Genomic DNA, 26,694 nt, shown 5'->3' on the forward strand with positions numbered 1-26,694 from the left:
AACGGAATACCTCATGACAACCGCTCTGCGCCTCGCCATCGATATTGGCGGCACTTTTACCGACACGGTCCTCGTCTCGGGTGATGAGACGATACTAGCCTCTACCAAAACCCTGACCACCCACCAGAACCCGGCAGAAGGCGCACTGGAAGGCGCGCGGCGCGTCATGGCGCAGGCTGGCCGGTCGCTGAAGGATGTCACCGGATTTATTCACGGAACAACTCTGGCAACCAACGCGCTGATCGAGCGCCGCGGGGCGGTCGTGACCACGGTCTGCACCGAAGGGTTCCGCGATATTCTCGATATCGGGTACGAGCGTCGGTATTCCCAATACGACATCAACCTTGAAAAGCCGGACATGCTGGTGCCGCGCGAACGCTCGTTGACCATAGGCGAACGCATGTCGGCAGAAGGCAAGGTGCTGATTGAACTGGATGAAGGGAAAGTAGACCGGTTGCTGGCCGAGATTGACGCCAGCGGGGCCGAGGCGGTGGCCATCTGCCTGATGCACTCTTACTCCAACCCGACCCACGAACGGCGCTTGCGCGATCTTCTGGCGCGACACCGCCCCGGTTTGACCGTCTCGATCTCGTCCGATGTCAGCCCCGAAGCGCGTGAATTTGACCGGCTCTGCACCACTGTGGCCAACGCCTATATTCAGCCGCTGATGGAAAACTATCTGACCCGGTTCGTAGATCGGTTCACGGCCGAGGGCGTAACCTGTCCGATCCTGATGATGACGGCAGGCGGCGGTATGTGCACGATCGGCACCGCCACGCGTTTCCCCATTCGTCTGGTGGAATCCGGCCCCGCCGGAGGGGCCATTCTGGCCGCCCGTATCGCCGCGCGTGCCGGGTTGGACCAAGTCCTGTCCTTTGACGTCGGTGGCACAACTGCCAAGCTCTGCCTGATCGACAAGGCGCGCCCCCAGACATCGCGCTCATTCGAAATCGCCCGCGCAGCGCGGTTCATCAAGGGGTCGGGAATGCCGGTGCGCATTCCGGTGATCGAGATGATTGAAATCGGTGCTGGCGGCGGTTCGATCGCGGGTATTGACCGTCTCGGGCGTCTGACGGTCGGGCCAAAATCGGCAGGCTCGGAGCCCGGGCCGGTCGCTTTCATGCGCGGTGGCGTCGATCCGACCGTGACCGACAGCGACATCACTCTGGGCTATATCGTGCCCGACACCTTTGCCGAGGGGCATATCCAGCTTGACCCCGATGGGGCAAAGGCCGCCCTGAGACGTGTGATCGGGGACAAACTGGGGCTGGATGCAACAGGTGCGGCAGATGGGGTCAGCCGCATCGTTGTCGAAAGCATGGCCAGCGCCGGGCGGATGCATGCGGTCGAAAGCGGCAAGGACCTTGGCCTGCGCACCATGATTGCCTTTGGTGGCAACGGGCCGCTGCATGCCACCCGCGTCGCCCGGTCCGCCGGGGTGTCGCGTATCGTGATCCCGCCCAATCCCGGTGTCGGTTCGGCGGTTGGGTTCCTGTTTGCCCCGGTATCCTTCGAAATCGTCCGCTCGCGCTATTCTCTGCTCGACAGCATGGACATGGACGGGGTGAACGCCCTGTTCGATACGATGATTGCTGAAGCAAAAGAGGTCGTCGCCCAAGGGGCAGGGGATGCACCCACCGAAACCCTGCGCACCGCCTTTATGCGCTATAGCGGGCAAGGGCATGAGGTCGAGATTACCTTGCCGGACCGCGCCCTCACACGCCGGGATATCGCCCCGCTGACAGCCGCATTCGAAAAGGAATACCGCAAACAATTCTCACGCCCCGTGCCGGGGATGAAGATCGAGATCCTCAACTGGGCCGTTCGCGTTGCCACCCCGGACAAAGCGGTGCCCACAGTGTCGGAAACGCCGGGCAAAACCGCATTTCAGGTCACGCAGACGCGCCCCATCACCTGTGATCTGGATGGCACGGTAAAACAGGCCGCCTTTCTCGCCCGCGCCGATATGCGCCCCGGTGACCATGTGGCAGGCCCCGCGCTGATCCATGAACCACAAACAACCACACTCGTTTCCGCCGATTTCTCGGCCCAGATGGACGCAATCGGCAACCTTGTCCTGATACAGGACCAGAAAGGAGGCGCATGATGACCGCTGATCTGTCCCCCGCCCGCCTGCAAGTGATGTGGAACCGTCTGCTGGCTGTGGTCGAAGAACAGGGCCAGACCCTGATCCGCGCAGCTTTTTCGCCCATCGTGCGTGAATGCGGTGACATTTCCGCCGGGATATTCGACGTGAATGGCCGGATGCTGGCGCAGGCCGTGACCGGAACACCTGGCCATATCAACACCATGGCCGAGGCCGTGCTGCACCTGCGCGCCCGTTTCGCGGTGCAGGACATGCGCCCCGGCGACATCTACATGACAAACGACCCGTGGCTGGCCTCGGGGCATCTGAACGACTTCCTGTTGATGATGCCCGCGTTCAAGGACGGCAAGGTGGTGGGCTTTACCTCCTGCACCTCGCATCTGGTGGATCTGGGCGGTCTGGGTATGGGACCTGAAGGCTCGGACATCTATGACGAAGGCCTGCTGATCCCGCCTTGCAAACTGGTCGAGGCCGGAACGCCCAATGCGCTGCTGATGGATATCATCCGCGCCAACTCGCGCGAGCCTGTGGCCAATGAGGGCGACATCTACGCCCTGATCGCCTGTTGCGAGGCCGGGGTGAACCGCCTTGTTGCGATGATGGAGGAGTTCGGGATCGATGATCTGGACAGGCTTGGCACCTATATCATCGACACCTCGCGCAAAGGCGCGTTGCAGGCCATCGCCGAGGTGCCCGAAGGCGTTTACAAAAACGTGCTGCACATGGACGGCTATGAGGCCGAGCTGGAGCTGCACGCGACGCTCACCGTCACCAAAGACGGGATGCATGTTGATTTCACGGGCACGTCCGGGTGTTCGAAAAAGTGCATCAACGTGCCTTTGAACTATGCCACCGCCTATACGGTCTTTGCCCTGCGTTGCATCGTCGGGCCGGATATCCCGAACAACGCAGGCTCGTTGGAACCTTTCACGGTGGAAGGCCCCAAGGGTTGCATCCTGAACGCCCAGCATCCGGTGCCAGTGGCCATGCGGCATACGCTGGGGCAGGTCACACCGGATCTGGTTCTGGGCTGCCTGCATCAGGCGCTGCCCGAACAGGTGCCTGCCGAAGGGGCCTCGTGCATGTTCGACCTGCCAATGCGCCACGCTCCCGAAGTGGCGTCGAATGGCGGGCGCGAATTTGCCATCGAACCCGTTCACAATGGCGGCACCGGGGCGCGACCCCACGCGGATGGCCTGTCCGCGACAGCCTACCCTTCGGGGGTGTTCGGCTCGCAGGTCGAGATAACCGAAAGTGTCGCACCCGTGATCATGTGGCGACGCGAATTGTTGCCCGACTCGGGCGGCGCGGGCCAGTTCAGGGGCGGATTGGGTCAGCGGATCGAGATGACGTCTGCCAACGATGCCCCCTTCCTCGTCTTCCTGTCGGTCGAACGTCTGAAATTCCCAGCTCTGGGCCGCATGGGCGGCCTGCCCGGCGCACCGGGGCGTATCCGGTTCCGCGATGGCGGCGCAGACATTCCGGGCAAGGGCGAGCTGCGCGTGGAAAGCGGCGATTACCTGATCTTCGACACCCCCGGCGGCGGCGGCTTTGGCGACCCGGCCGCGCGCGACCCCGAGGCGCTGGCGCTGGACCTCAGGCGCGGGCTGGTCACAGAAGAAGGGGCCAAAGCCTATGGGGGTGCCTCATGATCAGCGCAGTTGATCACATTCGTGCCATGGCGGCCTATGCGCTGGCCGATCTGGGCGCGCCGGACACTGTATCTCTGGCCCAGAATGAAAGCGCTTTCCCGGTCAGCCCTGCCGCAATTGCGGCGGGGCAGGCGGCATTGCACCGGATGCCGCTTTATCCCGATCCCGACTGGTCGGACCTGCGCGCCGCCATCGCTCAGGTGCATGCAGTGCCAGCCGACAACATCCTGTGCGGTGCCGGATCGATGGAGTTGATCGGCTGCCTGATCCGCGCCTATTCAGGGCCGGGCGACCATGTATTGGGCACGGATTACGGCTATGCCTATGTGGCCTCAGCCACGGCGCAGGTGCGGGCAGACTATGTGAAAGCGCGCGAGGTTGATCTGACCGTCTCGGTCGATGACATTCTGGCCGCTGTCACGCCTGAAACCCGGATCGTCTTTGTCTGCAACCCCGGCAACCCGACCGGCACCCTGATCCCGAATGCCGAGATCATCCGCCTGCGCAACACCCTGCCCGGGAACGTGCTGCTGGTGGTCGATCAGGCCTATGCCGAATTCGCCGATCGCGATCACGACCCGGCTGAAATCTTTGCCCTCGTTGCACGTGGGGATACCGTGGTCATACGCACCTTCTCAAAGGCTTACGGTCTGGCGGGCGCGCGCGTGGGATGGGGTCTTTTCCCGTCAGAGGTCGCGATTGAGCTGCGAAAGCTGCTCAACCCCAACAACGTATCGACCCTCTCTCAGGCCATGGCAACGGCAGCGATGCAGGATCAGCCCCACATGCGCGACACGGTTGCCAGAACCGCCGCCATCCGGGATGGCTTTGCCGATGGGTGCCGGGCGCTGGGATTATCTGTTCCGCGCAGCCACACCAATTTTGTCCTGATCCGCTTTGCCGATGCCGCGACGGCGCAAAAAGCGGATGCCGCGTTGCGCAAAGCGGGTTTGCTCATGCGCGGAATGGGCGGCTATGGCCTCGCGGATTGCCTGCGCGCCACGATCTGCGACACGGCAGTGATGGAGCGCTGCCTGACTGTTCTGAAAGAGGTGACGTCATGACCTTTGAAACCCGGACACGGGCCAAAATCGGGGTGCTTGTGCCCTTTACCAACACCAATCTCGAAGCTGACATGATGCTGATGCGCTGCCCGGACACGACGGTGCATTTTCAGCGAATGGGTGGCTATGACGTGGATGAGATCCCCGGATCGGATCAGATGGCGGGTCTGGGGGCCTCGGATATCAGCCATGACCTCAAGATGATCTCGGGCGTTCGGCCCGATGTGGTGCTCTATGGCTGTACTTCGGCCACGCTGACCCATGGCCCGTCCTTTGACCACCAGCTGGCACAGGACATCAGGGCCGCGTCGGGGGCCGTGTGTATTACCGCCGCTGGGGCGCTTGTTGCTGCGATCCATGCGCTCGACCTGTCCCGGGTCGGTTTTTCTTCGCCCTATCTGGGCGAGATCAACACGCAGGCCATGGATTTTCTGACGCAGAACCGGATCACAACGGTGAAATGTGCCGATATCGGCCGCGAGCTGGGCAATTACGGGCAGGGCGAACTGACCCCGGACGAGGTTTTCGACCTTGCCATGCAGGCCGACCACCCAAAGGCCGAGGCCGTTATACTCAGCTGCACCGACATGCGCGCGGTCGAGGCCATCGACCGGATCGAAGCGGCCCTTGATAAACCTGTTGTGACGTCCAATCAGGCCATGATGTTTGCCCTGATGCGGGCGCTTGACCTGCCAAGGCACGGGACTGTTCCGGGGCGGTTGTTTGATCTGCTATAGCCGTGGGTCAGGCAAAAGCATGGAAACCGCCCCGGTCGGCTGCCCGCATCAAAGGCGGGTGCGCACCGGCATATGGGGCGGGTATTCCAGCCCACCCAACGCGCCGTGTCGCAGACGTGACTGTATTTACGTCGCAAAAGAACAAGATACCGCGCCCTCTACGCCATAGTCGGAATAAGGGCCGCTCGGGATTGAAGCACATGTTGAACCAGCCGCACAGTCACGGGAAATTTGGCCTGCCCCGCGGGGAAACCATCTTAGGCTTGTCTGAAACATCATACGTTCACAAAATACAAAGGTGCCGCTTTTCATGAGCCAAATTTCGGAAAATCTGCTGAACCAGATCCGCGACCGTTTTGCCCAGATCGATCACTGCCCCGAACAGGGCGAGCGGATATTTTTCGAAAACGCCGGCGGGGCTTTGACACTGAAATCCGTGCTGGACAGCTCGGCACGTCACGCCGCAATCCCTGACAATCAGGGGCGCGACAATCCGGGGTCTCATGCGCTGGTTGCCACGATCAACGCGGCCAAGGCCGATATGCGGGATTTCATGAATGCACCCGGTGGTCAGTTCTTTGTCGGTGAAAGCGGCACCGAACTTCTGTTCCGGCTGATCATGAACGCCTGTCTGGGAACCGGTCCGGGGATTGTGCTGGGGTCGACACTGGAACACCCCGCCACACGCTCGGCCTGTGATCGCTGGGCCCGTATTGCCGGGCAGACCCATGTGCTGGTGCCCCACAATGACGACACCGGCACCGTGACAGCCGACGCCTATGCTGCGGCCGTCACCCCCGACACCAAAGTGGCGACAATCCTGCACACCTCACCGGTGACGGGCATGGGCGTCGATGTGGCCGCTGTTTCGCAGGCGATCCGCGCCGTGGCGCCAGACTGTTTCATCATTGTCGATGGCATCCAGCACGCCGCCCATGGCCGGATCGATCTCAGCGCGTATGACGTCGACGGCTACGTGATCTCGCCCTACAAGGTGTTTTCACGCCATGGCTACGGCGTTGCGTGGATTTCCGACCGGCTGACGCGGCTTGAACACAATGCCCTTTTGGACGGTCCGACAGATAACTGGGAAATGGGCACGCGCGATACCGGGGCCTATGCGACCATGTCCGACGTTGTGTCTTACTTCGAATGGCTTGGCAGTCAGGTCAGCGACGCCACCGACCGGCGTGCCAGATTTCTGGCAGCGGGCGAAGCCATCCACGCGCAGGAAAAGGCACTGACCGACGCGATGATCCACGGCACCGGCAACCTGAGCGGTCTGGCCGAGATGGAGAAGGTCACCATTCTGGGCGGTGCCGACAACCCCGCACGCGAAGGGCTGGTGTCGCTGCGCGTGCAGGGCGTGGCCTCGGCGGATGTCGTCAAACGGCTGAACGATGAGGGTATTCGCACCCATTTGCGCAAGGCCGACCACTACTCTGGCAACATATTGACGCCGCTGGGTTATGACGCCTGCGTCCGGGTCTCGATGTGCCACTACAACTCGATCGGAGAAGTCGCCAGATTTCTGGCTGTCATGAAAGAAATCGCCGCCTGAGCTGCGGTGGACCAAGGGACAAGCACTCATGAAAACCCATGCACAAGCTGTCGTGATCGGAGGGGGCCTTGCCGGCTGTTCGATCCTGTACCATCTGGCCAAGCTTGGCTGGACCGACGTTGTCCTACTGGAACGGAACGAGTTGACTTCCGGCTCGACCTGGCACGCAGCGGCGAATATCCACGGGCTGCACGACAACAACAACATCACCCGCATCCAGCACTATACGATGAATCTGTATAAACAGCTGGAACAGGAAACCGGCCAAAGCTGCGGCGTATTCCAGCCCGGCTCGCTCTATCTGGCCCAGACCGAAGAGCGTGAGCACCAGCTGCGCCTGCAAGAGGCGAAAGCCCGGTTTTATGGTCTGAACTTCTACGAAGTCAGCCGTGAAGAAGCCAAGGAACTGCACCCGCTGGCGCAGTTCGATGACATCCGCTGCATCATGTATGAACCCGATGGCGGCAATGTCGACCCGTCGGGCGTGCCGCACGCCTATGCCGCCGGGGCCCGCGCCATGGGGGCCGCCATCGAACGGTTCTGCCCGGTGACGGGAACCGAACAACAACCCGACGGCAGCTGGATCGTGCGCACGCCCAAAGGCGACATTCACACCCAGTGGGTTGTCAACGCCGCCGGTCTCTGGGGGCGCGAGGTGGCGGCGCTGGCGGGTCTGACCCTGCCGCTGCAACCGACCGAGCATCAGTATTTCGTGACCGAAAGCATCGACGAGGTCGCCAGCCTGGGGCGCCGTCTGCCCTCGATCGCCGACCGCGACGGCGAGTATTACTTCCGGCAGGAGGGCAACGGCCTTCTGATCGGAGCTTATGAGAAAGACATGAAATTCTGGGCCGAAGACGGCACGCCGCTGGATTTTGCCCATGATCTGTTCCCCGACGATCTGGACCGGATCATGGAAAACGTGATCCGCGCCACCGAACGCGTGCCGGTCGCGGCCACTGCCGGGGTGAAACGCGTGATCAACGGGCCGATGATCTGGTCGCCCGACGCCAACATGCTGTGGGGGCCGGTGCCCGAGCTGAAGAACTATTTCCTCTGCGGCGGCCTGATCCCCGGTTTCTCGCAATCCGGGGGCTTGGGCTTGCTGGCGGCGCAATGGATGATCGAGGGCGAGCCGCAATATGACATGTTCGCCTGGGATCTGGCCCGGTTTGGCGACTGGGCCGACAAGGCATTCACTAAGGCCCGTGTTCAGGATGCCTACACCCACCGCTTCAAGATCCATTTCCCCAACGAGGAACGCAGCGCAGGCCGTCCGGCCCGTGTGCGCCCCGCCTATGAGATGCAGAAGCAGATGGGCTGCGTCTTTGGCCTTAATTGCGGCTGGGAACATCCGCTCTGGTTCGCCGATGAGCCCGAGGTGGAAGAGACCACCGGCTTTACCCGCCAGAACTGGTGGAAGCCCGTGGGCCGAGAGGTTCAGATGTTGCGCGACAGCGTGGGCGTGATCGATATCTCGAATTTCGCCAATTACGTGATCAAGGGGCCCGGTGCCCATGACTGGCTGGACCGACTGGTGGCCAATCGCGTGCCGACCGAAATTGGGCGCAGCTGCCTGACGCCGCTGATCTCGGTACGCGGTGGCGTGGCGGGTGATTTCACCATCACCAAGCTGGCGGAAGACGAATACATGATGATCGGCTCCGGCATGGCTGAACGCTATCATCAGCGCTTCTTTCAAATGGTGGAAATGCCTCAGGGCACAACTCTTGAAGTCGCAACGGACCGCATTGCCGGGTTCAACATCGCCGGCCCGAAATCTCGCGAGGCGCTGGCGCGCCTGACCAATGCCGATCTGTCGAACGAGGCGTTCCGCTTCATGCGGTCGCGAAAGATCACCGTCGCAGGTGTTGATTGCGTGGCCATCCGGGTCAGCTTTACCGGCGATCTGGGTTGGGAACTGCACTGCGCCGAAACCGATCAGGTCGCGCTTTACTCTGCATTGCTCCAAGCCGCTAAAGATTGCGGTGGCGGCCCCGTGGGTGGACGGGCGCTTGGGTCGCTTCGCATCGAAAAGGGTTATGGATCCTGGGGGCGGGAATACTCTCAGGAATACTGGCCGCAAGAGGTCGGGCTGACGGGTCTGATCAAGCTGGACAAGGATTTCCTGCACAAAGATGCCTATCTGTCCATCAAGGACAAAGCTCCGCGCGAGGTCCTGTCCATCTTTGAACTGGACGTGACCGAGGATGCCGACGCCACCGGCAGTGAGCCGATCTTTACACCTGATGGTGTGCCTGTCGGCCGTGTCACATCGGGGGCGTACGGGTATTCAGTCGGGAAATCGCTGGCGCTGGGGTTCCGCAACCCAAACACCGCGCTGCCGGGCGATGAGGTGGTCATTCAGGTCATCGGCAAACCGCACAAGGCGCGCGTACTGGCCGAGGCACCGTTTGACCCTACAGGCGCCAGACTGCGGTGCTGACGCTCATAACCCGTCTACAGGCAGGCAAGGCCAATAAGACGCTCCAAAAGATGTCTCGTCTCGGCCCTTCAGGCGACTTCATCTTTTTCCAAATACTCCCGCCGGAGGCGCCCGAACTCACCCACCAGCGCATTGCGGGCGCCACTCTTGCGCCACCGGGTCACAAATGCGCAGGCAGTCCACCGCGCGTGCAGCGATCTGGGACACGATATCCATCAGGGTGTCGGGCTTCAGATAAAACGCAGGAACCGGGGGCAGGATGATGGCCCCCATTTCTGCCGCCGCCGTCATGTTGCGCAAATGGGCCAGCGTCAGCGGTGCTTCGCGTGTCAGTAAAACCAACGGCCTGCGTTCCTTGAGCTGAACACTGGCGGCGCGCGTCAGCAGGTTATCGTCCAGCCCATGCGCAATCGCGGCAAGCGTTCGCATGGAACAGGGCGCAACGATCATGCCGGATACCGGAACCGACCCGGACGCAATGCTGGCACCGATATCGGCGTTCGGGTGATGCCGCGTCACCAGTTGCCGCAGGTTTGGCAAAGCGTCCGGGCCGCATTCCTGCGCAAGGGTCCGCATCCCGGCTGCGCTGACCACAAGATCGGTCTCGATATCCGATGACGCCAGACACCGGGCCACGGCAAGGCCCAACGCCGCGCCCGACGCACCGGATACCCCCAAAACAACACGGGCGTTTGTCATGCTTTCAGCTCCGGTATCAATCGGTTTACAAGGTCTTCCGCAAAGGCGTGATCTCCATCCGCAGTGTGCATCACCGTCCCCCATTCCCGCTGCGTTTCACTGCCCAGTTTCGTCGTGGCGTCGATGCCGACTTTTCCGGCCAGACCGGGTTCGGGCGATGCAAAATCCAGATAATCCATAGGTGTCCTGTCCAGCACCATCACATCCCGGCCCGGGTCCATGCGTGTGGCAAGCGCCCAGGCAATATCCTCCCAGTTGCGGGGGTCGATATCGGCATCGACCGCGATGATCATTTTCGTATAGCTGAATTGCGGCAGCATTCCCCACAGGGCCATCATCACGCGCCGGGCCTGCCCCGGATATCGTTTGTCGATGGCAACGATTGCCATACGATAGGAACAGGCGGCGGGCGGCAGCCAAAGATCGTGTATTTCGGGGATCTGAGCGCGAATGGTCGGCAAGGCAAGGCGATTGAACACTTCGCCAATGATGGCGGGTTCGTCAGGCGGGCGTCCGGTAAAGGTCGACAGATACAGCGGTGCCTCGCGATGGGTCACGGCCGTGACATGCATCACCGGAAACGGCTCGGCGGGATTGTAGTACCCGGTATGATCCCCGAACGGCCCTTCGGGTGCTGTCTCGCTTGGCGACACCCAGCCTTCCAGAACGATCTCGGCATCTGCCGGTACAAGCAGAGGGACGGATTTGGCCGGAACCAAACGTGGCCGGTTCTGGTTCAGGGCCCCGGCAAATGTCAGCTCAGACACCATTTCGGGCAGGGGCAGAGCCGCCGACAACAAGGTCGCGGGGTTTGCACCCAGAACAATTGCGACCGGCGTCTTTTCGCCGTGCTGCGCCCAACTGCGGTGATGGGCAGCCCCGCCGCGATGTGGCAACCAGCGCATAATCAGACGCTTTCGGTCCAGCACCTGAACGCGATAGACACCGGCATTGTAGGTCTGTGCCGCGTCGGGTTCGCTGCCACGGGGCCGGGTGATGACCACGGGCCAGGTGATCAGAGGCCCCGCGTCCCGGGGCCAATGTGTCTGGATCGGCAGCGCAGAAAGATCAACATCGGTTCCGCTGTGGCAAACCTGCTGAACAACGGCGGTTTTGACTTGCTTCGGTCGTGTGGATAATGCGGCCTTCAGCATCGGCCACCGGGACAGCGCATCCCGCACCCCGCCCGGCGGCGTCGGGGCCCGAAGCGCGGCCAGAAACGTGCCCAGATCATCCAGCCCATCGGAAGAAACGCCCAGCCCGGCGGCGACGCGTTCCGAAGTGCCGAACAGGTTGACGACGACGGGGGTATCGAACCGATCAGTGGACACGTCTGTCGGGTGGTCAAATTGCAGAACCGGCCCACCCGCCTCAAGCACGGCGCGGTGAACAGCGGTCATCTGGTGGCGTACGGAAACCGGATCAGGGATGCGCCTGAACTGTCCGGTGTCCTCGCACCATTTCAGAAAATGCCGAAGGCTGGGATATTGCGGCAGGGTGCGAATGGGGTTGCTCCGACGGTGGTGTCCACCCTCTAGCAACGAAAGCGAGGGGTCGAATTGACAACCGTCAAGTCACCCCTATCGCGATCGTCCTAGGAAGGCATCCAAGGTCACAATGTTGAGACAGCAGGAGGTCTCGTTGCCCGTTCCTGAGAACACGATACCGCGCTGCCCGGCGGCTTTGGCGGCGATGCTTCGGATAGCGCCGCTTGCCCCCTTGTCACTGTCGCTGACGGTCTTCACGCGCCAGTTGGCAAAGAAAAACCCGGAAATGTTTCAACGGCTTGGCCCATACGGAAGATCAGTTTTCGTTCTTGATCCGACGGATTTGCCTGTTGTCCTGCTGCTTGATCCGAATGGCGGTGCCCCAAAGGTGACACTGACCCGGCGCGGCGGGACAGGGGTTGCGCGTATTTCCGGCCCTCTGGCGGCCCTTCTTGGGCTGGTTCACGGTGCGTTTGACGGCGATGCGCTGTTCTTCTCACGTGATCTGGTGATCGAGGGCGATACGGCTGCGGCGCTGGCCCTGCGCAATGCAATCGACGACGCGGAACTGGACCTCGCGCACGAGGCCGCAGCCCTCTCCGGCCCGCTTGCGCGCCCGCTCAAGCAGCTCATCGCGTTGGTGGAACGTCGAACCGGCCTGTACCTGACCCGACCGGAAGACGCTGTACTATGGTAATGGAAATCGTCTGCCCGGCAGGAACGCCCGCCGCCTTGCGCGCAGCCGTCAAGGCCGGGGCGCATACGGTCTATTGCGGCTTCAATGATGAAACCAATGCGCGCAACTTTCCCGGTCTGAACTTTGACCGGGCCGAAATGCGCGCGGGCGTTGCCTTTGCCCATGACCACGGGGCCAGGGTACTGGTTGCGATCAACACGTTTCCCCGCGCGGGCAGCGAAGCAATCTGGCACCGCGCCGTGGCCGATGCGGAAATTTGCGGCGCGGATGCCGTGATCCTCGCCGATATCGGGCTGCTGGATTATGCCGCGTGCAACCATCCGCGGCTGCGCAGGCACCTGTCCGTGCAGGCCGCGGCCGCCAATGCCGATGTGATCAACTTCTATGCCGAAACCTTCGGCGTCAAACGCGTGGTCCTGCCGCGCGTGCTGTCGGTTCCCGAAATCGCCGTCATCAACGCCGAAACAGAAGTCGAGACCGAGGTTTTTGTGTTCGGCGGGCTCTGTGTGATGGCCGAAGGTCGCTGTTCGCTGTCCTCTTATGCCACCGGGCTGTCTCCGAACATGAATGGCGTCTGTTCGCCCGCCAGCCATGTTGAATACCAGAACGACAAGGGCGCGTTGAACACCCGTCTTGGTGGCTACCTGATCCACCGGGTCGAACGAAACCAGCCTGCACCCTATCCGACATTGTGCAAAGGGTGCTTTTCCGCAGGTGAAAAGACGGGCCACCTGTTCGAAGACCCCGTCAGCCTGAACGCGGAACGGCTGATCCCGCAATTGCAGAAGGCCGGTGTTACCGCGCTGAAGATCGAAGGGCGCCAGCGTTCGAAATCCTACGTCGCGCAGGTGGTTCGGAATTTCCGCGCCGCTGTCGACGCGCTTGAGGCCGGACGCCCTCTGCCCGAGGGGATGCTGGCCCGTTTGTCCGAAGGCCAGGCCATGACAACCGGCGCCTACAAAAAAACCTGGAGATAGCGCGATGGAACTGACCGTTGGCCCCAACCAGTTTTTCTGGCCTGCCGAAAACTGGACATCCTTTTATGAGGATCTGGCCCAAACCCCCGTCGACCGCATCGTGCTGGGTGAGCTGGTTTGCTCCAAGCGTCTGCCGTTCTATCAGGATCGGATCCCCGATGCGATTGCCCGTCTGGTTGGGGCTGGCAAACAGGTTGCGCTGACCAGTCTTGCACTGGTGACGCTCAGGCGTGAACGCAAGCTGACCGCCGATCTGGCGGATCTGGGGGTCACGGTCGAGATCAACGATCTGACCGCGCTGGCGCATCTGCCCGAAAACACCGATTTCGATGTCGGACCGCTGATCAATGTCTATAACGAAGGCACATTGGCATGGCTGGCGTCACGTGGCGCGCGTCGCATATGCCTGCCGCCGGAACTGCCAATCGCCTCGGTCAGGGTTCTGGCACAGGCCGCCACCAGTTTGGGTGTCGCGGTCGAGGTTTGGGGCCACGGTCGCCTGCCGCTGGCCATCTCCGGCCGGTGTTACCACGCGCGCCTGCATGGGCGCAGCAAAGACAACTGCCAGTTTGCCTGCGAAAACGATCCAGACGGGCTGGATGTGCTGACCGGGGATGGACAGCCGTTCATGGCCATGAACGGCGTGCAGACCCTGTCAGACAGCTATGCCTGCACGGATCATCAGATCGAGTTGCTGCAAAGCGCGGGCGTCTCGGCCCTGCGCCTGTCACCGCAATCTCAGGGGTTCCCAAGGCTTTGCGCGCTCTACCGTCAGCGGCTGGATGGTCAACTTGACCGGGGCGATCTGGAACATGCCCTGCGCGCGGGCGATCCCGGTATTAGGCTAAGCGATGGGTTCCTGACCGGCGCATCCGGTGCTGAATGGTCGGGTTCGGCACGCGTGTCCACCGAAGCGGCACGCTGATCATTCTGGAAAAGTCCGGCATCCGTGGGCGAATGTTTGAGGCGACCAGAGGAAGCGATCCGAAACATCCACGGATCGTCCTGCGCAGTCAGGTGGTCACTGGCAGACGTTGCCGCACCAGTTCGGCCCACAGGTTTGCCCCCAATGGCAGCAGCGCATCGTTGAAATCATAATCGTCCGCGTGCAGGGGGCGGCCATTCGACCCCTCGGTTCCATTGCCGATCAGCAGAAAACACCCCGGAACCGCAGCCGCAAATTCCGCGAAATCCTCGGAAAACGACATGGCGGTCCGGTCGCCGTCAACCTCCAGACCCAGCGTTTTTGCTGCTGAAACCACATGGGTTGCGGCGTCGGTATCGTTGATTGCCTCGATGAATTCGGTCCGGAATTCCACCGTCACCGCGACACCGTGGCTTTCCGCCACGCCCGCCGCGATCTGCCGCATATGGTGTTCAATCCGCGCGCGGTCATCGGGGGACATCGCCCGTGCGTCCCCTTTCAACACTGTTCGACCCGGCAGGACGTTGCGCTGCCCATCGGTGATGAACTCGGTCACGGAAACGACCGCGCCAGACAATGGGGCAAGCTTTCGCGAAACGATGGTTTGCAAGGCCAGAACAAGCTCTGCTGCGGGCGTGATTGTCTCGCACCCGACATGGGGCATCGAGGCATGGCCGCCCTGACCGGTGATGGTGATCTCGAACAGGCTTTCGCTGCAACAAATGACACCGGCGCGGGTTGAAACCCGTCCAACGGGTTCGCCCGGCAGATTGTGCGCGCCATAGACTTCGTCAATCGGAAAATCCCGCAGGACGCCTTCGTCAATCATCGCCCGCGCGCCCAGCCCGTGCTCCTCGTTGGGCTGGAACAGGAAGACAACGGTGCCGTCAAAGCCCTGATCCCTGGCCAAAAGCTCGGCCGCGCCCAGCAGCATCGTCGTATGGCCGTCATGGCCGCAGGCATGCATCACGCCCGGGTTCCGAGACTTGTAGGCAAAGCTGTTGGCTTCGGTAATGGGCAGCGCGTCGAAATCCGCGCGCAGACCGATGGACCGGTTGCCATGGCCCGCGCGCAGAACACCAACAACGCCGACACCTTCATGCACCTCGATGCCAAGGCTTCTCAAGTGATCGGCGATCCGGGCCTTGGTCCAGTCCTCCTGAAAGCCAAGCTCGGGGTTACGGTGAAACTCATGCCGCAGGGCGCGCAGGTTTTCGGAAAAACTCGTCATGGCAACACTCCTTCATCCTGCTTTCTTGCGCCCTTGCTACAGGATTTTGCAATCTCGCTCAAAGATCGGTTCCGATTGATGCAAGTTGTCCCCGGATGAGCGCCCTGAACAGTTTCGATCCTGTGAACCCACACACCTCAAGACGGGCAAGTCTGTAAACCATTCTGCGCCTACATCCCGTTGCGGGGGATGACATAAGACTGTTCGTCCTCAAAGATCAGATCGTCACCCGACCACGCCTTTAGGCGCGCGGTCAGGTGAAATTCGGTCGCTGTCGCCCTTTGTTCGGAACAGGTCCAGATCTTGGCTGACCAACCCTCGCGGTCGAATCCGGCGGTTTGCTCCATTGTGGCCACTGCCGACAACGGATCACCCGGCTGGATGGTGTAGCGTCGTTCCGACATATCGCTCAGCACCGTGCCGATATCGTCAAGGCGAATATCGCCCACCGGCCCAAAGACACCCCCGTCAAGGAAATACCTGTGTGTCACCGCGCCATTGGTCAGATCGGTGTGGACCGAACGCTCCATCGACCCAGAGCGAACGTTCGTCTTCCGCGGGGCGACGTCGGAACCCTGAGGTTCGGGCAGCGGGCGTGGGGCTGGCGCGTCATCTCGCTGGTTTCGCACGGGCAGGATCAGCCGCGACGTGCCGGGTCGGATCGTCAGCGTCACAGGTTCCGGCGCTGGCCACAGGACCGGCCAATAGGCAGACGCGATTTGCAGAACGATGCGATGACCCGCCAATACCCGATAACCGGTTCCATAAAGCGGGACAGTCACGTGCATGTCTTCGCCGGGTGTAATCGGCGTCGGTTCAGTGTCGCTGATCCGGTGCGTCAGGTTGCAGAACCCGCGTGCAATCAATGTCTGCGCGCCGTCCGGGGCCTCATCCACCAGCAGGGCCGCAACAATGCCCTGCGCCCGATCGGCAGAAACTGTCAGGTCAACCGAGGGCTGGCCCAGAATATCTATGGGCTTTTCCAAGGGCTTTGCTTTGAATTGCAGCGCCCCTGCGGCCTCGATCCGGCAATCTGCTGCCATATCTCCGGGTATTGCAAAGGAACACATGTCGCCCGCTGCGGCCCCGAAATTCTGTGGCGAACAGACCGACATCTCCCCGCCCGACCCGGCGGAGGCGTCCAGGGTTCCGTCATTCAGCCACAAGGGCTGGTCCTTGACATTTGGCGACGGCCAGCTCGGCTCTTCGATCCACCGCCCCTCGCGGTGCACATGTGTCCCGGACGGGGCGGCACTGTCTTGCAGGAAAAACCGCAAGGGCGGCTCGTTCATCAGGCCGGTGTCGATCCCTTTCAGCCAATGGTCCCAGAACCGGATTACCTCGCCGACGAAATCGACCCGGGGCCCCGGCACCCCTTCTTGCGGATACAGATGCGCCCAGGGGCCCATCAGGATCTTGACCGGCCCGCTCAGGTGTTCCGCGATGCGGAACGGCGTGTCGCGATACAGGTCCATCCATCCGCCAAAGAAATACACCGGCACATCGACATCCGCATAGTTTTCGCAGATCGAGCCGCGCCGCCACATGTCGTCATGGGTCTGATGTTCCAGCCACTTGGCGGGCCAGAATTCGACCCCCTCCAACCGTGCGCGCCACATGTCGATCCAGCGATCCGCGCCCACAATCTCGGGGTCGGGCGGCATGGCATTGTACAGCTGCATGATCGAGCCCCACCAGAAATTGTCATTGGCCAGACAGCCGCCGTAAAAGTGAATATCCTCGCGCCAGCGGTCATCCGTTCCCATCACCGGCGCAATCGCCTTCAGCGCTGGTGGGCGGGTCGCGGCCACCTGAAAGGCGTTATACGCCCCCCAGCTTTTGCCGAACATTCCGACATTTCCGTCGCACCAGTCCTGATCTGCAATCCACTGGATGATGTCGTGCCCGTCCTGAATCTCCTGATGCGAATACTCGTCTTCGGGGATCCCGTCGCTGTCACCATAACCGCGGATATCCACCCGGATCGACGCATAGCCTGCTGCGGCGAAATGCGGATGCATGCTTTCATCCCGCATCCGGGTGCGATCCCGACGGCGATAGGGGATGTATTCCAGAACACAGGGAACAGGCGTTGTTCGCGCCGAGCCGGGCAGCCAAAGCCGTGCCGCAAGTTTTGCGCCGTCCGGCATGGGAATCCAAACGGTTTCGATGACCTCTGTGTTGCTCATGTCCGGTCCTTTGACTGACTGTCAGGTGAAAGGCTGCTTGTGGTGTGCTTCGATGATTTCACCACCGAAGCCCCAAGCGCAGCGCATCATAAATGGCAGCATGCGTGTTACGTGATGAAACGGCATCGCCGATCCGGTACAGATCAAACCCGGCCTCTGGGACAGATTGCGGAAACACGGGGCCGGACCCGCCAACCAGCGCTTCATAATCCACGGCGCCCAGGTTGCGCGACAGCGGTTTCAGGTCGAAGTACAGATCATCCAGCGGCAAAACACCCTGATTGACAACCACCTGATCATACAGGCGCTTTTCTGTCAGGTCCGAGTAATCCGTTCCAATGGCGGCCTCCAGCTGATTGCCTGACCGCATCAAAGATTTCAGCTTCCGCGCGACTGTGAACACGGCTCCGGTCTTTTGCAGGGCCCGCATGTAGGGCACCAGGTTCATTCCCATGATTTCGGGGGCAAAACTGCGGTCGCGGGTCATGATTTCTACCCGCCCGCCCGCTTGTGCGATAGCCTCAGCCGCCATCAGGGCCGGGTGATCCCCCGCATCGTCATAGATAAGGACATTGTCGCCGGGGCGCACATCACCGGTCAGGATATCCCAGGCAGTAACCGCCAGATCGTTACCCGTTTCCAGAACCGTCACCTCGGGCAACCCGCCGGTTGCGATTACCACCATGTCCGGCGCAAGCGCGGTTACAGCATCGGCGTCCGCAAAGGTGTTGAACCAAAATGTCACGTCGCGCGCCGCGCATTGGGCCATGCGCCAGTCGATGATCCCGATCATCTCGGACCGGCGTCGGGATTGCGCGGTCAGCCGGACCTGACCGCCGGGTTCGGGGGCGGCCTCAAGAACCGTGACGTCATGCCCGCGCTCGGCCGCAACCCGCGCGGCCTCAAGCCCGCCGGGGCCTGCGCCCACAATCACCGCGCGGCGGCGCGTTTCTGCGGCGGGGATCACATGCGGCATCGACAACTCGCGCCCGGTGGCCGGGTTGTGGATGCACAGCGCCTCACCCGCCTGATAAATGCGGTCAAGGCAGTAGGTGGCACCGACGCAAGGCCGGATATCCTCTTCCCGTCCTGCCCGGATTTTGGCAACGATCATCGGATCGGCCATATGCGCGCGGGTCATGCCGACCATGTCCAGCAGGCCCGAGGCCACCGCATGCCGCGCCGTTGCCACATCGGGAATGCGCGCGGCGTGAAAGGTCGGCATCCCTACCTCGGCCCGCACCCGCCCGGCAAAATCCAGATGGGGTGCGCTTTTCATTCCCTGAACCGGGATCACATCCGTCATGGCCGGGTCGGTATGAATACGCCCGCGAATGATGTTCAGGAAATCGACCTGACCACTGTCGCGCAGCCTTCGGGCAATCTCCAACCCTTCCGCTTCGGTGATGCCGCCCTTTTCCACCTCATCGGCGGTATAACGGACCCCTATGATGAAATCGCGCCCGACGCGGTCGCGGATTGCATCCAGAACCATGAAGCCAAAGCGCAACCGGTTGTCCAAATTGCCCCCAAAAGGCGCATCCATCCGATTGGTCATCGGCGACCAGAACTGATCGATCAGATGGCCATAGGCCTGCAATTCAATTCCATCCAGCCCGGCGGCCTGCATCCGTTCGGCAGCATCGGCGTAATCGGTCACAATCCGCGCGATGTCGAAATCTTCCATCTTCTTGGCAAAGGCCCGGTGCGCCGGTTCCCGGTCGTGCGACGGCGACAGGGATGGCAGCCAGTCACCCTTGTTCCAGCCCGTGCGCCGCCCCAGATGGGTCAGCTGGATCATCACCGCACAGCCATGGGCATGGCAGACATCCGTCAGCTCCGCCATCCAGCGGACCACCTCGTCCTTGTAAGCCAGGATATTGTTGAACGCAGGCGGGCTGTCGCGGCTGACAACGGCCGACCCCGCCGTCATGGTCATCGCAACCCCCGCTTTGGCGCGCTCCTCGTGATAGGCACGATAGCGTTCCGTCGGCATCCCATCTTCGGGATAGGCGGGTTCGTGACTGGTCGTCATGATCCGGTTTTTCAGCGTCAGGTGCTTTAGCTGATAAGGTTGCAGCAAGGCATCGCGGCTCATGATAGCGCCTCGTGATCGGTTTGGGTGCGCAAGGCGGCAACAGGGTCGGATGACATGCGGCTCTCCGGTTGTCTGGGGGCAAAAGGTGAGGGTCTTTGCCGATTGAAATCAAACTGGAATTGCCAAGTCAAATTTGTTTTCAATCAGACGTTTTGGACCCATTTTCCTCATGCCAATCGCCCTAGTGGACACGACAAGCGCGGCCGCGCGCACCCGGTGGCGCATGCCGACGGTGAACAAATCCTCTTGCGGGGTGCCACGCGCAAACAGGCGGCGAGGCCGGGTTCAAGGCGTCTCGGAATGGACGCTCAGCAGGGTTTCCAGAAACAGCTTGGCCGCACGTGTCGGATCCGGATGTTTCCGTGTCACCGCCGCAAAGCGCGTTCTGTATTTGATTTCCTGCGGCATCACCTGCCTCATTAGCCCCTGTTCGACAAATTCCTGCGCCAGATGGTCCGGAAGAAAGCCCAGATAGCTGCCTGACAGAATAAGAATTGCAAGGGCCTGTTCGTTCTGCACTTTGGCAGCGCGCCGAAACCCCAGTTGCTGGCCATAGATCAGGTTGGGCGAGTTCACGTTCAGACCCGCATAGTTGTACGCCTGAATGTCCCGCAAACTCAGCGTGTCAGCGGACTGGCTGAACAACGGATTGTCCTGCCCGCAATACAGAAACATGTTTTCCCCATAAAGTGGCGCATAATGCAGGCTTGCCGAGGGGCGGTGCAGGGCGATGATCCCGACATCCAGCTGCCCGCTGATAACCATGGTCTCAATGACGTTGGGCGGTTCGATTGACAACTCGATCTGGATGGCAGGGGCGGCTTCGTTGAACCTGTGAATGGCGCGGGCAAGGCGCGCTTCGGGGTTTGTGGTGCATTGGTCGAACAGCGCCACGCGGATACTTCCTGCCAGTTGCTGCTTGATCTCGTTGACTTCGGTTCTGAACTGAGAAACCGAAATCAGCAGGTCTTCTGTCGCGGCCAGCACTTTTTCGCCGTCTTCAGTCAGGGAAAAACCCGCCGGGCCACGGTTGCACAGCTTCAAGTCCAGCCGCAGCTCCAGATCCGATATGTGTTTCGAGATTGTTGATTTCCCGATGTTGAGCTCATTTTCCGCCGCTGAAAACCCTCCGCTTTCCGCAACGGTTTTGAAAACCCGAAGAAGGCGGATGTCCGTGTCCCCGATGCGGGTGGCCAGTGGGTTTTGTCTCATATTAAAAGTTCGACATTTGTGAAACCTTTCACGCAAATATTAACAACGACGAAACCATGTTGGCAAGATAGCCTCTTGTGGCCGAGGCAGAATCGGACTGGCCACCTTCTCCCCAGGCCATCGCGCACCTCGAAACACGACAAATGGGAGGACATCCATGTCATTTATCAAAAAGCTTGGCACCATCAGCGCCGCCGTTTCCGTTGCTGCACTGATGGTTGCGGGCACGGCTGATGCGAAGAACTTCAAGATCGCGGTGGGCGATAGCGCAGGAAGCGCACAGGAAGCTCTGGGCATCGCCTTCGTCAAGGCGCTGGAAGAGAAGTCGGGCGGTGCACATACCGCAACGCTGTTTCTGAACGGTCAGCTGGGGTCCGAACAGGACACCGTGAACGAGGCGGCGATCGGAACGCTGGATATGTCGCTGCTGGCGATCAACAACATCACGCCCTTCTCGCCTTCGGTCGGTGTTTTCACGCTGCCTTACGTGATCCTCAGCCTGGAAGATGCCGAAAAGCTGACCCAGGGCCCAATCGGTCAGGAACTGGTCGAAAACACCATCCGTGATGCCGGCGTGCGCATCATCGGCTGGACCTATACCGGTTTCCGCCGCCTGACCAACTCGAAAAAGCCGGTCAAATCGGTTGCTGACCTTCAGGATCTGGTCATCCGCGTTCCTAAGAACGAGATCATGATCGAAACCTACAAGGCATGGGGCATCAACCCGACGCCGATGGCCTGGTCGGAAACCTTCACCGGTCTGCAAACCAAGGTGGTCGACGGGCAGGACAACCCTTACCTGACCATCAACGCGATGAAGTTCTACGAGGTTCAGGACCACGTCACCAACCTGCGCTACATCTTCTCGATTGAACCGCTGATCGTTTCAGAAGCGGTCTTCCAGGACCTGTCCGCAGAAGATCAGGCAATCCTCCTTGAAGCAGGACAGGAAGCCACCCTGGCATCCGCACAGTTCCTGCGGGATTCCGAGGCCGCCATCAAGGAAGAGCTGACCGCCAAAGGCATGGAGATCATCGATCCCGAAAACGACGAAGCCGAGTTCATCGAACTGGCGACCGGTGCCGTATGGCCCCAGTTCTACGACTCCATCGGTGGCGTCGATAAATTGAACACGGTGCTTGAAGCCATCGGCCGCGAGCCGGTGCAGCAATAATCGCCGCAGAGCGATACCGGGAAGAGCGCCACGGCGCTCTTCTCATCTCAGGGAGGAGTGAAACCACATGTTCTGGAAATTTCTGGACAACATAGAAAGTGTCATCTGCCGGATACTCTTATCCGGCTTTGTCTGCCTTTTATTCGTGCAGATCATCGCGCGCGAAGTCTTCGGCTTTTCGGTCAGCTGGATCGAAGAACTCTCGGTCTACATGTTCGTATGGTTCGTCTATTTCGGTGCAAGTTACGCCGCCCTGAAAGGGGCGCATAACCGCGTGACGTTCCAGTTCAAATTCCTGCCTGACGGGTCGATCAAATATGTCGAAGCCTTTGCCGATCTCTTCTGGCTCTTCTTCAATGTCTACTTCCTCTATCTGGCGACAGACTTTGTTTTCAACAAGATGAACAAGTTCTGGAAATCCCAGACACTGGGCATCGAGATGAAGTATATCTACATGGTGCTGCCCATCGCATTTGCGCTGATGACCTTCCGCATCATTCAGGTGAATTACCGCCGCCTTGTCAAAGGCGAGGACATTCACGATCCCGACCAGATCGATCTGGACGAGATCAAGGCCGCTGCCGAAGCGGCCAAAGACCACTGAGACCGGGAGGGGTAACCATGGAATCCGAAATCGTCACGGTCCTGTTTGGATCATTTCTGTTCTTGCTGCTCATTGGCGCGCCGATCACGGTGGCGCTGGGTGTCGCGTCGCTGATCTCGTTTCTCTATCTGGGCGACAACCCGATCAAATTCGTGCAGATCGCCTTTACATCCGTGGGCTCGTTCCCGCTGATGGCGCTGCCAGCCTTTATCCTTGCCGGGGCCCTGATGGAGGCTGCCGGTATCTCAAAACGCCTGATCAACGTTGCCGAAAGTCTGGCCGGCCCTTTTACCGGTGGTATTTCGGCCGCAACGGTCATGGCCTGTCTGTTCTTTGGTGCCATTTCGGGCTCGGGCCCGGCAACAACCGCGGCTGTTGGGATGCTGATGATCCCCGCAATGATCGACCGCGGCTATGAGCGCGGCTATGCCTCGGCGATCACTGCGTCCTCTGGCGGCCTCGGGATTATCATTCCTCCCTCCATCCCGATGGTGATCTTCGGCATTGCCGCGCTCGGTATGGCCCCGCCGCCTGAAGCGGTCGAGAAATTCGGCACCTTCCAGTCGGTTTCGATCTCGAAACTGTTCATTGCCGGGTTCGTACCCGCCTTCCTGATCGCCACAAGCCTGCTGATCCTGAACTATTTCATGTCGAAAAAGCGCGGCTACAAAGGCGTCGCCGAGGGCTGGTCGATCCGCAATGTCGGGTGCGAGATGTATCGCGGGTTCTGGTCGCTGATGGCTCCGCTGGTGATCCTGGGCGGTATCTATACCGGCTTTTTCACCCCGACCGAGGCTGCGATCGTCGCGATCTTCTACACCCTGTTCGTGGGTGTTGTCATCTATCGCGAACTGACCTGGCAGTCGCTGTTCCAGTCGCTTGAAGCCACCACATGGCTGACCGGCCGCGTTCTGTTGATCCTGTTCACAGCAACGGTGTTTGGTCGTCTACTGGTGGAAAACCAGATCCCGGCAATCATCGCAGAAGGGATGCTCAGCTTTACCGACAACCTCTATGTGATCTGGGCGCTGATCATCTTCTTCCTGCTGTTCGTCGGCATGTTCATGGAAACACTGGCCACCATCCTGATCCTTGTTCCGGTGATGCTGCCGGTGGCCTATTCGGTGGGTATTGACCCGATCCATTTTGGCGTGGTGATGGTCTGTACGCTGGGCATCGGGTTCCAGACCCCGCCGCTGGGTGAGAACCTGTTCATCGCATCCGGTATCTCGAACATCTCGATCGAACAGATCTCGCTGCGCGCGCTGCCTTTTGCGGCGGCCAACACGGTGGCGATCTTCGTTATCGCCTTCTTCCCTGAACTGTCGCTGTGGCTCCCACGGCTGTTTGGCTACTGATCTGAAAGGATGACGACATGAAACAGATGGTCACCAACATCCTGTTTGCCACCGACCTGTCCGAAAACTCGGGTCACGCCATGCGCCATGCCGCCAGCATCGCGCAGGCCACCGGGGCGGAGATTCACGTGCTGCATGTGAATGAACCCCTGTCGGAGGATGCCAAGATCACGATGGAAATATTCATCATGAACGAAGAGACCCGCAAGACCGCGATTGAGCGTCGTCACGAGATGGTGCGCAAGGTTCTGGCCGAACGGCAAGCCAAGTTCTGGGCGCAGTTCGACGGCGACGACGGGAAAATTCGCGATCAGGTTACCTCGGTCGAGGTGACAGATGGCCATCCGGCCGAAGTGATCCTGCGCCGCTCGGTCGAACTGGGCTGTGATCTGATCGTGCTGGGCGCGCATGATCACGGCTTTTCGCACACCTTTCTGGGCACGGTCGCAAAACGCGTTTTGCGGCGCTCGAGGATCCCGACACTGATCGTTCCGAACCCGGACGAAATGTAACAACCCCACTGACAAGGAAGTACAAAATGAACAAAACCCTGACCGCGCAGGACCTGGCGGATACGTTTGACGCGTTTAACCGCCACGACATCGACGGGGTGATGACCCACTTCGCCGACGACTGCGTGTTCTACACCGTGGCCGGTGACGAAAAATACGGCAACAAGGTTGAAGGTGCCGAAGCCATCGCCGCTGCGTTTTCGGGCGTCTGGGCAGGCATGAAAGACGCCCATTGGGATCATCACAGCCATTTTGTCCACGGTGATCGTGCGGTGTCCGAGTGGACCTTCTCGGGAACCGATGCAAACGGTATGCGGATCGAAGCTGAAGGTGCGGATCTGTTCACGGTTCGTGACGGTAAAATCGTTGTAAAACAGGCGCTTCGCAAAACGCGCCCAATGTTCAAAGCCTGATCCGCCGCCCTGCGCGCAGCCTCGGAGAAAAACAAGAATGGTGGATAACAGCATCCCGCGTCACTGGCCCAAGGCCAGCTATGACCCCAAATATGACCCGATCATTGATGCGGGTCCGGGTCACAATCGCGACCACGCGCCCACATATTGGATTGGAACGGCCGGAACACCTCCGGCCGATGATGGACCTGTGTCCAGCGATATGGATGCAGATGTGGTGGTGATCGGATCGGGGTATACCGGCCTGTCCACCGCCATCCATCTTGCCAAGGAACATGGCATTCAAGCCGTTGTTTTAGAAGCAAATACCGTCTCCTGGGGCTGCTCCACCCGCAACGGCGGGCAGGCCCAGATCTCATCCGGGCGGCTCAAGCGGTCGCAATGGATCGAACGGTGGGGAACGGACGTGGCCAAGCGCATGCATGCCGAGGTCACAGAAGCGTTTCAGCTGTTCAACGATCTGATTGCGTCCGACGATATCGATTGCGACCCCCAACCGGGTGGCCACTACTACATCGCGCATCGCGACAAGGTCATGCCGTCCCTCAAGAAAGAGAGCAAGCTGCTCAACGACGTGTTCGGCTATGGTTCGCGCATCCTCTCCCGGGAAGAACTTCACGAAAAGCACGTGCGCGATATGGAGGCCGCAGGTGCCATGTGGGAACCTGACGGGACCTGCATCCATGCGGGTAAACTGGCGTTCGGCTACGTCAACATGGCGCGCCGTCTGGGGGTGAAAATTCACACCGGCAGTCCGGTCATGGGATGGCAGACGAAAAACGGCGTGCATCACCTGCGCACACCGGGCGGCATCGTCCGCGCCAAAACGGTGGCCCTGGCAACCGCGGGCTATACCCCGCCGGGTCTGAACACGCGCACAAAGCACCGCCTGATGCCTATCTTGTCGAACTCGATGGTGACACGGCGGCTGACCCAGGCCGAGCTGGATGAGTGTGGCATTCAGACCAAATCACCCCTGACGGACACCCGCACCCTGCGCCACTACTATCGTTTGTTGCCCGACAACCGGATGCAGATCGGCAGCCGCAGCGCGGTAACAGGACGAGACGCCGAGAACGAAAAACACCTGGAGCTTCTGAAGAAGGGCCTCGCCCGAAAGTTCCCGGCGCTGACGGATATCAACCTCGATTACTCATGGTGGGGCTGGGTCGATGTCAGCCACGACATGATGCCGCGTATCTTTCAACCGGACCCGCAACAGCGCGTGTTCTACGCGATGGGATACGGTGGCAACGGCGTTATGTACTCGGCTCAGGCCGGGCGTCGTATGGCACAGCTGATCGCGGGCAAGAAAGACAAGGCCTTTGCCCTGCCGATCTTCACGTCCCCGCTGCCCAGCCATGGCATCCTGACACCCTTCCGCCGCCTCGGCCAGCGCATAGCCTATGTCGGCTATTACCTCAGAGACGAAATACTCTAATTTACCAACGCTTTGGCGTTCTGAAGATAAGGAAACACCCCTATGAAGATGACGACGGAAGAGGCCTTTGTTAAGGTTTTGCAGATGCATGGTATTGAACATGCGTTTGG

At 60.6% G+C, this 26,694-nt stretch carries 21 protein-coding genes; 15 read left to right on the forward strand and 6 right to left on the reverse strand.

The window, feature by feature from the left end; translation table 11 throughout:
* The first annotated feature begins 13 nt into the window (after positions 1–13).
* From AC2FPW_RS16625 to AC2FPW_RS16650, 6 genes are all read left to right on the forward strand, one after another.
* Positions 14–2,107: a hydantoinase/oxoprolinase family protein gene (locus AC2FPW_RS16625; protein WP_496814601.1), complete on the forward strand. Its 2,094-nt coding sequence runs from the start codon at positions 14–16 to the stop codon at positions 2,105–2,107.
* Entirely contained in the window at positions 2,107–3,759 is a 1,653-nt protein-coding gene (locus tag AC2FPW_RS16630) for a hydantoinase B/oxoprolinase family protein (protein WP_496814603.1), read from the forward strand. The genes AC2FPW_RS16625 and AC2FPW_RS16630 overlap by 1 nt, the downstream gene beginning before the upstream one ends.
* Positions 3,756–4,823 carry a pyridoxal phosphate-dependent aminotransferase gene (locus AC2FPW_RS16635; protein ID WP_496814605.1) on the forward strand — a complete coding sequence of 356 codons (1,068 nt, stop codon included), beginning with the start codon at positions 3,756–3,758 and terminating at the stop codon, positions 4,821–4,823. Before AC2FPW_RS16630 ends, AC2FPW_RS16635 begins: the two co-directional genes overlap by 4 nt.
* The gene (locus AC2FPW_RS16640) at positions 4,820–5,560 is read left to right on the forward strand and encodes a maleate cis-trans isomerase family protein (protein ID WP_480898909.1); all 741 of its coding nucleotides are present in this window, start codon (positions 4,820–4,822) and stop codon (positions 5,558–5,560) included. Before AC2FPW_RS16635 ends, AC2FPW_RS16640 begins: the two co-directional genes overlap by 4 nt.
* Before the next feature lie 310 nt (positions 5,561–5,870).
* Positions 5,871–7,121: an aminotransferase class V-fold PLP-dependent enzyme gene (locus tag AC2FPW_RS16645; protein ID WP_496814607.1), complete on the forward strand. Its 1,251-nt coding sequence runs from the start codon at positions 5,871–5,873 to the stop codon at positions 7,119–7,121.
* A 28-nt stretch (positions 7,122–7,149) separates the two neighbouring features.
* The gene (locus tag AC2FPW_RS16650) at positions 7,150–9,567 is read left to right on the forward strand and encodes a GcvT family protein (RefSeq protein WP_496814609.1); all 2,418 of its coding nucleotides are present in this window, start codon (positions 7,150–7,152) and stop codon (positions 9,565–9,567) included.
* 117 nt (positions 9,568–9,684) lie between these two features.
* Here AC2FPW_RS16650 and AC2FPW_RS16655 read toward each other — a convergent pair whose 3' ends face one another.
* Positions 9,685–10,266, reverse strand: coding sequence for a UbiX family flavin prenyltransferase (locus tag AC2FPW_RS16655; protein ID WP_496814610.1), 582 nt, complete (start codon positions 10,264–10,266; stop codon positions 9,685–9,687).
* Entirely contained in the window at positions 10,263–11,771 is a 1,509-nt protein-coding gene (locus AC2FPW_RS16660; RefSeq protein ID WP_496814620.1) for a UbiD family decarboxylase, read from the reverse strand. The genes AC2FPW_RS16655 and AC2FPW_RS16660 overlap by 4 nt, the downstream gene beginning before the upstream one ends.
* Before the next feature lie 136 nt (positions 11,772–11,907).
* Between AC2FPW_RS16660 and ubiT the strand changes: the two genes are divergently transcribed.
* From ubiT to ubiV, 3 genes are read left to right on the forward strand one after another with little or no spacing between them, the layout of a single operon-like run.
* A complete protein-coding gene (gene ubiT, locus AC2FPW_RS16665) occupies positions 11,908–12,450 on the forward strand; it encodes a ubiquinone anaerobic biosynthesis accessory factor UbiT (protein WP_496814611.1) in 543 nt (180 codons plus the stop codon).
* Positions 12,450–13,427 carry a ubiquinone anaerobic biosynthesis protein UbiU gene (gene ubiU / locus AC2FPW_RS16670; RefSeq protein ID WP_496814622.1) on the forward strand — a complete coding sequence of 326 codons (978 nt, stop codon included), beginning with the start codon at positions 12,450–12,452 and terminating at the stop codon, positions 13,425–13,427. The genes ubiT and ubiU overlap by 1 nt, the downstream gene beginning before the upstream one ends.
* A 4-nt stretch (positions 13,428–13,431) precedes the next feature.
* Entirely contained in the window at positions 13,432–14,352 is a 921-nt protein-coding gene (ubiV, locus tag AC2FPW_RS16675) for a ubiquinone anaerobic biosynthesis protein UbiV (RefSeq protein WP_496814612.1), read from the forward strand.
* An 88-nt stretch (positions 14,353–14,440) separates the two neighbouring features.
* On the opposite strand, the gene AC2FPW_RS16680 is transcribed toward ubiV, so the two are convergent.
* From AC2FPW_RS16680 to AC2FPW_RS16695, 4 genes are all read right to left on the reverse strand, one after another.
* A complete protein-coding gene (locus AC2FPW_RS16680) occupies positions 14,441–15,583 on the reverse strand; it encodes an amidohydrolase (protein ID WP_496814614.1) in 1,143 nt (380 codons plus the stop codon).
* Between the two features lie 170 nt (positions 15,584–15,753).
* On the reverse strand, positions 15,754–17,772 hold the full coding sequence (locus AC2FPW_RS16685; RefSeq protein ID WP_496814615.1) for a CocE/NonD family hydrolase: 2,019 nt from the start codon (positions 17,770–17,772) through the stop codon (positions 15,754–15,756).
* Between the two features lie 58 nt (positions 17,773–17,830).
* Complete coding sequence (locus tag AC2FPW_RS16690) at positions 17,831–19,870, reverse strand: oxidoreductase (protein WP_496814616.1); 2,040 nt, start codon at positions 19,868–19,870, stop codon at positions 17,831–17,833.
* A 285-nt stretch (positions 19,871–20,155) separates the two neighbouring features.
* Positions 20,156–21,082 carry a LysR family transcriptional regulator gene (locus tag AC2FPW_RS16695; protein ID WP_267366015.1) on the reverse strand — a complete coding sequence of 309 codons (927 nt, stop codon included), beginning with the start codon at positions 21,080–21,082 and terminating at the stop codon, positions 20,156–20,158.
* A 157-nt stretch (positions 21,083–21,239) separates the two neighbouring features.
* Between AC2FPW_RS16695 and AC2FPW_RS16700 the strand changes: the two genes are divergently transcribed.
* The 6 genes from AC2FPW_RS16700 (at position 21,240) to AC2FPW_RS16725 (ending at position 26,584) form a co-directional block, all read left to right on the forward strand.
* Entirely contained in the window at positions 21,240–22,256 is a 1,017-nt protein-coding gene (locus AC2FPW_RS16700; protein WP_496814618.1) for a TRAP transporter substrate-binding protein, read from the forward strand.
* A gap of 67 nt (positions 22,257–22,323) precedes the next feature.
* Complete coding sequence (locus AC2FPW_RS16705; RefSeq protein ID WP_480477503.1) at positions 22,324–22,860, forward strand: TRAP transporter small permease; 537 nt, start codon at positions 22,324–22,326, stop codon at positions 22,858–22,860.
* Between the two features lie 17 nt (positions 22,861–22,877).
* Positions 22,878–24,218 (forward strand): TRAP transporter large permease, encoded by a 1,341-nt coding sequence (locus tag AC2FPW_RS16710; RefSeq protein ID WP_267366013.1) that lies wholly within the window; start codon positions 22,878–22,880, stop codon positions 24,216–24,218.
* A 17-nt stretch (positions 24,219–24,235) separates the two neighbouring features.
* Positions 24,236–24,730 carry a universal stress protein gene (locus tag AC2FPW_RS16715; protein ID WP_209507926.1) on the forward strand — a complete coding sequence of 165 codons (495 nt, stop codon included), beginning with the start codon at positions 24,236–24,238 and terminating at the stop codon, positions 24,728–24,730.
* Between the two features lie 26 nt (positions 24,731–24,756).
* On the forward strand, positions 24,757–25,143 hold the full coding sequence (locus AC2FPW_RS16720; protein ID WP_209507924.1) for a nuclear transport factor 2 family protein: 387 nt from the start codon (positions 24,757–24,759) through the stop codon (positions 25,141–25,143).
* A 37-nt stretch (positions 25,144–25,180) separates the two neighbouring features.
* The gene (locus AC2FPW_RS16725; protein WP_496814619.1) at positions 25,181–26,584 is read left to right on the forward strand and encodes an NAD(P)/FAD-dependent oxidoreductase; all 1,404 of its coding nucleotides are present in this window, start codon (positions 25,181–25,183) and stop codon (positions 26,582–26,584) included.
* Positions 26,585–26,694 lie beyond the last annotated feature (110 nt).

The organism is Ruegeria sp. SATB027, assembly GCF_059613825.1.

Excerpts from the sequence above, each read along its gene's own strand:
- AC2FPW_RS16625 (WP_496814601.1), top strand. The coding sequence starts at position 14 with ATGACAACCGCTCTGCGCCTCGCCATCGATATTGGCGGCACTTTTACC.
- AC2FPW_RS16630 (WP_496814603.1), top strand. The coding sequence starts at position 2,107 with ATGACCGCTGATCTGTCCCCCGCCCGCCTGCAAGTGATGTGGAACCGT.
- AC2FPW_RS16635 (WP_496814605.1), top strand. The coding sequence starts at position 3,756 with ATGATCAGCGCAGTTGATCACATTCGTGCCATGGCGGCCTATGCGCTG.
- AC2FPW_RS16640 (WP_480898909.1), top strand. The coding sequence starts at position 4,820 with ATGACCTTTGAAACCCGGACACGGGCCAAAATCGGGGTGCTTGTGCCC.
- AC2FPW_RS16645 (WP_496814607.1), top strand. The coding sequence starts at position 5,871 with ATGAGCCAAATTTCGGAAAATCTGCTGAACCAGATCCGCGACCGTTTT.
- AC2FPW_RS16650 (WP_496814609.1), top strand. The coding sequence starts at position 7,150 with ATGAAAACCCATGCACAAGCTGTCGTGATCGGAGGGGGCCTTGCCGGC.
- AC2FPW_RS16655 (WP_496814610.1), bottom strand. The coding sequence starts at position 10,266 with ATGACAAACGCCCGTGTTGTTTTGGGGGTATCCGGTGCGTCGGGCGCG.
- ubiU (WP_496814622.1), top strand. The coding sequence starts at position 12,450 with ATGGAAATCGTCTGCCCGGCAGGAACGCCCGCCGCCTTGCGCGCAGCC.
- ubiV (WP_496814612.1), top strand. The coding sequence starts at position 13,432 with ATGGAACTGACCGTTGGCCCCAACCAGTTTTTCTGGCCTGCCGAAAAC.
- AC2FPW_RS16680 (WP_496814614.1), bottom strand. The coding sequence starts at position 15,583 with ATGACGAGTTTTTCCGAAAACCTGCGCGCCCTGCGGCATGAGTTTCAC.
- AC2FPW_RS16685 (WP_496814615.1), bottom strand. The coding sequence starts at position 17,772 with ATGAGCAACACAGAGGTCATCGAAACCGTTTGGATTCCCATGCCGGAC.
- AC2FPW_RS16690 (WP_496814616.1), bottom strand. The coding sequence starts at position 19,870 with ATGAGCCGCGATGCCTTGCTGCAACCTTATCAGCTAAAGCACCTGACG.
- AC2FPW_RS16695 (WP_267366015.1), bottom strand. The coding sequence starts at position 21,082 with ATGAGACAAAACCCACTGGCCACCCGCATCGGGGACACGGACATCCGC.
- AC2FPW_RS16700 (WP_496814618.1), top strand. The coding sequence starts at position 21,240 with ATGTCATTTATCAAAAAGCTTGGCACCATCAGCGCCGCCGTTTCCGTT.
- AC2FPW_RS16705 (WP_480477503.1), top strand. The coding sequence starts at position 22,324 with ATGTTCTGGAAATTTCTGGACAACATAGAAAGTGTCATCTGCCGGATA.
- AC2FPW_RS16710 (WP_267366013.1), top strand. The coding sequence starts at position 22,878 with ATGGAATCCGAAATCGTCACGGTCCTGTTTGGATCATTTCTGTTCTTG.
- AC2FPW_RS16715 (WP_209507926.1), top strand. The coding sequence starts at position 24,236 with ATGAAACAGATGGTCACCAACATCCTGTTTGCCACCGACCTGTCCGAA.
- AC2FPW_RS16720 (WP_209507924.1), top strand. The coding sequence starts at position 24,757 with ATGAACAAAACCCTGACCGCGCAGGACCTGGCGGATACGTTTGACGCG.
- AC2FPW_RS16725 (WP_496814619.1), top strand. The coding sequence starts at position 25,181 with ATGGTGGATAACAGCATCCCGCGTCACTGGCCCAAGGCCAGCTATGAC.